This window comes from Mesorhizobium sp. M7D.F.Ca.US.004.01.2.1, from assembly GCF_003997785.1.
In the GTDB taxonomy this organism is placed as follows: Bacteria; Pseudomonadota; Alphaproteobacteria; order Rhizobiales; family Rhizobiaceae; genus Mesorhizobium; species Mesorhizobium loti.
Window position 1 is genome coordinate 1 of record NZ_RZRQ01000339.1, and the last position, 6,093, is coordinate 6,093.

Consider the following 6,093-nt stretch of genomic DNA (forward strand, 5'->3'; position numbering starts at 1 on the left):
CGTGACTTGCTTGATCGCGTCGGCTTACCGCGGGGCAGCGGCATGAAGTATCCGCATGAACTTAGCGGCGGTCAGCGACAGCGCGTCGGTATCGCGCGCGCGCTCGCACCGAACCCGGCTATCATCCTGGCTGATGAGCCGGTCAGCTCACTCGACGTCTCTGTCCAGGCACAGGTCCTTAAATTGTTCACCGACCTGCAGCGCGAGCTCGGCCTTGCCTACCTCTTCATCACCCACGACCTCGGTGTGGTCCGATATGTCAGCGACGAAACCATCGTCCTGTTCAATGGGCGCATTGTTGAGAGCGGACCTGTCGACGCGGTTCTCGACCGGCCGGCGCATCCCTATACCAGGACGCTGACCGCCTCGGCCACTGGCAAACTCATGAACGCGGCTCCGGCGCCTGGGGGTCCCGCTGTGGCAACCGGGTGTGCGTTCGCTCCGCGTTGCGACCTGCGCCTTGCGCTTGGCTCACCGTCTCGTTGTCTGGCGCAACGGCCAGAATTGCATCGGGTGGGTGACACATTCGCTGCCTGCCATTTCGCGGTGCCCGAAACAGGGTCGTCGCCAAACGGATCAAAGACGGTCGTGGCAGCGTGAGCGGCGCGGCTGCGGAATGGGACGTCGCGGTTGTCGGTGGCGGCATGGCTGGCCTTGCTGCTGCTTTGCGTCTGGTCGGGCTGCGGGTCGTGCTGATCGAGGCCGAGCCGCGCTTCGGAGGTCGGGTCGAGACCTTGGACGTGGGTGGCTTTACCTGGAATCGCGGTGCCCAGGTTGTGATTGACCGCAGCGGACCGACTGCACGGCTCGCTGATGACCTTGGCGTCTCACTACGCAAAATCAACAAATGTGGCATTCCCCTATGGATGTCGGGGAAACTCATTCAGGCGCGCAGCGATTTCAGCCTCTTTGCTGCATTGCCACTCTCGCTGACCGACAAGGTGGCGTTGGCGATGCTGATGGTCAAGGTCCGCATGCGCTACGGAGCCGCTCTTGCCAAGGCGCCCGATCCCACTGATCCGACACAACGCTTTCTCGACAGCGAGCAGCTCGATCGCTTCGTCCGCGCGTCCTCGATGCCGAGCCGGGAACTGTGGGATTCGCTTGCACGCAACAGCACCAGCCTGGCTGCAGCACAGGTCGCGGCATTCCAGCCGCTTTCCAACCTGCTGCACCTCACCAGCGTCGAATATGTCGTGGAGGGTGGTACCGGCAATCTCGTGAAGGCGATTGTCGACGCACTGCTGGTCCAGCATGGCACGCGTTTGATCAGGGGCCGGCCGGTGAAATCCGTCACTGACACCGACGGCGTGGCAAGGATCAACCTCGAAGACGGTGAAACGCTGCTCGCAAGGCACGCCGTGCTTGCCGTGCCAGCGGACATAGCCGCTCGGATAGTCGATGACCTTCCCAGCTGGAAGCGCACAGCCCTTCAGGCTATAGACTATGCCGAAGATGCCTCAGTGGCGTTTTCTCTGTCACGCCCGGCGACCGACTTCCTCCCGCACGGCATCTGGCGCCTTCCCGTCGTCGGCCGGGGCATGATTGGGCTCTGCAACGCGGAGCACGCGTCGCCCCCCGACCAGCCTCGTCGGATTGCCGGCATGATCCGGGGCTATACAGGCCATGATACGGCTCATTTGCTGCGCAACATGGCGGGCGAAGACCGCCACGCGTTTCTGCTTGCCGATCTCGACGCCATTCTCCCTGGCGCGGCAGCCGCTTGCACAGACGTCCAGGTCGCGCTCTGGCAGCGCGCCGATAGCCCATGGCGTGTTGGGCGCCTCAAGCATATCGAGGCTCTTGCGCGCCCGACCGGCCGCATCTTCTTTTGTGGTGACTATGTCGATCCGTCAGGAATGAACGGCGCGGTCCTGACTGGCCAACGGGCTGCGGCACAGCTTTGCGCAGCTCGATTGGGGGAGGGTGCTCGATGAGTGGCGACCTTGTCATTCGCGCTGGCCGGTTGCTTGCCTACGCCGATGCCGACATCGCGCGCGACCAGGCCGTCGTCGTCGCCGACGGACGCATCATTTCGGTCGGGGCCATGGCGGACGTGCGTGTTCCTGGCAACGCCAAGGTGATTGACGCCGGCGATTGCCTTGTGATGCCGGGCCTGATCAACGCGCATCACCATGTCGGCCTTACGCCGACCCAGCTAGGAGCCGACGACGGTCCGCTCGAGTTCTGGATCGCGCGTCGCTTCGGTGCGCCAACGGTCGATCCCTATCTCGACACACTGTGCGCGGCCACAGACATGCTGGCTCGCGGCATCACTTGCGTGCAGCACCTTCAAGGCAGGCTGTTCGGCGATCCGGACACCTTCGAGGCCGAAGACGATCGCATTCTGGAAGCCTATCGGGACGCCGGCATGCGGGTCTCGTATTCGCGCGGTCTGACCGACCAGTGCCGCTTTGTCTACGATGCTGATGACACGTTCCTGGCGACATTGACGCCATCTGAGCGCGAGGCAGTCGACCATCTTGTCGCCCAACCTGTCGAGCCTGCAGGCGAGCAGCTCACATCGAGCTACCACGCGTTGCGCGGGCGTTGGCAAGGCAAGGCAGATGGACGGATTGCCGTCCAGTTGGCCCCGGTCAATCTGCACTGGTGCAGTGACGAACTGCTACTGCGCGCGGAGGATGTCTCTCGGGCCGACAACGTGCCCATGCATATGCATGTCGTGGAGACACCATATCAGGCCGTTTATGCACAGTTGCGCAGTGGCGGGAAAAGTGCCGTCGGTCATCTGGACGCGCTCGGCCTGCTTTCGCCGCGTCTTACCATGGGCCATTCGGTATGGCTCACCAGTGACGACATCCGCCGTGTCAGGCGCAGCGGCGCCTGCATCTGTCACAATCCCGGTAGCAATTTCCGCCTGATGAGCGGGTTGGCGCCGGTCTCCCGTTTCCGCGCCGAGGGCATACCCGTTGCAATCGGCATAGACGAGGCAGGGCTTTCGGACCGGCGTGACATGATGGATGAAATGCGACTGGCCTGGGCACTGCTTCAGTCCCCCGGCCACGGTGAAACGCCGGTCGATGGTCGCGAAGTGTTGCGCATGGCGTTGGACGACGCAGCTGCCACCACACCGTTTGGAGGAACCATCGGACGCATCGAACCTGGCTATTCGGCAGACCTGATCCTGCTGTCCTGGGACAGAATCGCCGGTGCGTATTTCGACGTCGCTGACGGCAATGTGTCGGCGCTGCTGCGCCGCATGGTCTCATCCAGCGTGCGCACCGTGCTGGTTGCGGGCCGTATCGTCCATGACGAGGGGCAATCCACGATGGTCGACATCGCGACAGCGATGGATGAACTGGGGCAGCGAACCAAGGCCGCGGCGGCGCTCGACCCCGTTGGCCGTGTGGCGACCGCTGCAGCATTGGAGAGCGGCATGCGCCGTTTCTATAACCGTATGCCTTGGATTGACTGGCGATCAATCACTGGGGAGAGCGCTCTATGGAAAAGATGATCTTCGGGGTTGCGTTGTCAAAAAAACGCGTCGCGCCGATCTGCCGCCCTGTAAAGGGTTTGCCATCGGGGTGGGTGCGGCTAGATTTGAGACGTGCCGCATTCTGTGGCTGCGGCCGCGAGACGGTTGTCTATAAGGGTTTTCGTCAGCCTGCGCGCGCAGGTGTGATCGCTGGCCATCAAATGATGGGGACTGTAAGGGAAAGTACAGTTGCTTGCCTGGCCGCCGGTCAGCGCGTAGCGGTCTATCCTTATGTCGGCTGCGGCCACTGCGAGGTCTGTATCGCACGCAATGCCAGTCTGTGCGAGGTTTCACTCACAAAGCTTGGTACGGATGTGGACGGGGGCTGGGCGACTGGCATCGTGGTGCCAGGCAATGTCTGTGTGCCGCTCTCGGACAACACACCTGACGATCTCGCGGCGCTGGCCGGCTGCAGCCTTTCGACGGCCTATTCCGGCCTTCGCCGGGTCGGGCTGAAGCGCGGCGACCATCTCCTCGCCTACAACGCCGGCAGCCTCGGCTTGAGTGCCATCGCAATCGCAGCGGAACTGGGTGCCCGCGTCACCGTCGTCGAGCCGAATTTTGTCAGGCAGCGCGTTGCCAAAGAACTCGGTGCGCAAGACATTCTAGACGAACATGACCCGGACCTGGAGGCGAAAATCGCCGCCGTTGGAACGACGCAGGCGTTCGATGTAGCCTTTGACCCCACCAACGACGAGGCCTCACGCCGGCGTTGCCTTAATGCGCTTCGGCACGGAGGCCGCCTGGTGATGGCTGGCGAATGGAATGGGCCGACGATAACCGATACCCATACGATCATCGCCAAGCAGCTGACCTTAATCGGATCATGGGCGTTCTCGCAGGACGAGCAGCTTGCCGTGCTGCGCATGCTGGAGGGGCCGTTTCGCGACCGGGCGGCCCGTCTGATCACCCACACCTTCCCGTTACCCCAGGCCGAGGACGGCTTTACGCTTTACGACAGTCTGACCACGGGCATCATTGCCATCGACTGTACCCAAGCGGACGGGTTGCGCTAGGTCGTCAGGCCGGGTTTCCAAAAGTGCCGACGCGTTCGCAGCCGGAACGTCGTCATATCGTGCTTTCGAACTCGGACCAGCGGTCGTGGCTTATGGCTTGGTTGCCACGCCACCCAACAGGTCGATCATCCACAGGCGATCGGGTGAAACCCGCAACGGCTGACTGGCCCTTGGCCTGATAGAGGCAAAAGCCGCCGCAAGATCTTGCGCTTCCTTGAGTGCGCTCTGTTCGGCCGTCTCAGCGTCTACCGCTTCAAAGCGCAGCGCCTCTCCGGGGCGTGTTTGCGCTATCTTGCGAAGGTCCGCGCTGATCACCGTTGCGATCTTGGCATAACCGCCCGTCGTTTGGCGATCTGCGAGCAGGATGATGGGCAAGCCATTACCGGGTACCTGGATGCTGCCGTTGACGATTCCGTCAGAGACAATGTTGAAGTCGCCGCGGTGTTCGATGCGTGGCCCTTCCAACTGACAGCCCATGCGATCGACCTTGGCCGACAAGTGGTATTCGCACTTCAGCAAAGTCTCGATCCCGGCGGCTGTAAACATATCGTCCTGCGGACCCAAAAGCACCCGTACGGGACCGACCAGCGGCGGGATCAGCTCGAGATCGATTTCCCAGCAAGACTCCGCATTGCCGCGCGGCGCGACGGGAAGCTCTTGGCCGACCTTCAACTGGGCACCGTCAAGCCCGCCTATGCCTGAGCGGGTATGCGTGGCACGGCTTTTCAGAACAGGATCACACAGGATGCCTCCGGCCACAGCAAGGTAGCCGCGAAGCCCGCTGCGCATAGCGCCAACGGCAATGGTTGCTCCGCGTTCGACCATGAAGCTTGCGTTGGCTGGAACCGGGTTGCCGTCGATCGCGATTGGGGCTGGGGCGCCGGCATAAGCCATATGACAGCGATCCGCGCAGACTTTCAGCGTCGCGCCTGCCAAGGTCATCTCGATGGCTGCGGCAGTCTCATCATTGCCGACCAATGTATTGGCCAGTCGGAAGGCGACCATGTCCATAGGGCCGGATGCCGAGATGCCAAAGCGTTGGTAGCCGAAACGGCCGCGATCCTGAATGGTTGACAGGGGGCCGGCTTCGATGACCTCAAGTACGCTAGCCATGGAAGTCCTCGCGTTCGGCGACAAGCGCACCGCTCTCGACGGCTTGAAGCTGCCGATCATATTCCTGCTCGTCGATGGGGTGAAAGCGCAGGTAATCGCCCGGTCCAAACAGGAACGGTTGCGCCTTGCGCAGTGGATTATAAGTACGCACTGCCGTTTGACCCAACATGTGCCAACCGCTGGGGATCTCGATCGGCGGCGAGACGGCCGTCTGCATACCGCCGATGGACACACTGCGCGGTGGTGTTTTCAAGCGTGGCTGGGGGCGGCGGCTGGTATGAAGGCAACGGTCAAGGCCGCCTAGATAGGCAAACCCCGGCGCGAAACCAATCATGTAGATGCGGTAAGTTGCGCCGGCGTGGCGCGCAACAACCTCGGCTTCATCGAGCTTGTGGGCTTGCGCAACAGCTCCAAGATCGGCGCCGTGCTGTCCCCCGTAGCATACCGGGATGTGCCACAGGCTGGCAT

The 6,093-nt window shown here is 62.4% G+C and carries 6 protein-coding genes; 4 read left to right on the forward strand and 2 right to left on the reverse strand.

Annotation, left to right across the window (positions count from 1 at the left end; genetic code table 11):
- The 4 genes from EN993_RS38395 to EN993_RS29460 all read left to right on the forward strand — a co-directional run.
- Positions 1–600 (forward strand): ABC transporter ATP-binding protein (locus EN993_RS38395; protein ID WP_164757889.1); only part of this gene is annotated, 600 nt, incomplete at its 5' end.
- Entirely contained in the window at positions 597–1,937 is a 1,341-nt protein-coding gene (locus tag EN993_RS29450) for an NAD(P)/FAD-dependent oxidoreductase (RefSeq protein WP_127265539.1), read from the forward strand. The genes EN993_RS38395 and EN993_RS29450, both read left to right, overlap by 4 nt.
- A 110-nt stretch (positions 1,938–2,047) precedes the next feature.
- Positions 2,048–3,475: an amidohydrolase family protein gene (locus EN993_RS29455; RefSeq protein WP_164757890.1), complete on the forward strand. Its 1,428-nt coding sequence runs from the start codon at positions 2,048–2,050 to the stop codon at positions 3,473–3,475.
- Entirely contained in the window at positions 3,463–4,512 is a 1,050-nt protein-coding gene (locus EN993_RS29460; RefSeq protein WP_127265541.1) for a zinc-binding dehydrogenase, read from the forward strand. Before EN993_RS29455 ends, EN993_RS29460 begins: the two co-directional genes overlap by 13 nt.
- 90 nt (positions 4,513–4,602) lie before the next feature.
- Here EN993_RS29460 and EN993_RS29465 read toward each other — a convergent pair whose 3' ends face one another.
- Positions 4,603–5,625, reverse strand: a complete 1,023-nt coding sequence (locus EN993_RS29465) for a biotin-dependent carboxyltransferase family protein (protein ID WP_127265542.1) — start codon at positions 5,623–5,625, stop codon at positions 4,603–4,605.
- Positions 5,618–6,093: carboxyltransferase domain-containing protein (locus tag EN993_RS29470; protein ID WP_127265543.1), on the reverse strand; the 476-nt coding region annotated here is incomplete at its 5' end. The genes EN993_RS29470 and EN993_RS29465, both read right to left, overlap by 8 nt.

Excerpts from the sequence above, each read along its gene's own strand:
- EN993_RS29455 (WP_164757890.1), top strand. The coding sequence starts at position 2,048 with ATGGCGGACGTGCGTGTTCCTGGCAACGCCAAGGTGATTGACGCCGGC.
- EN993_RS29460 (WP_127265541.1), top strand. The coding sequence starts at position 3,463 with ATGGAAAAGATGATCTTCGGGGTTGCGTTGTCAAAAAAACGCGTCGCG.
- EN993_RS29465 (WP_127265542.1), bottom strand. The coding sequence starts at position 5,625 with ATGGCTAGCGTACTTGAGGTCATCGAAGCCGGCCCCCTGTCAACCATT.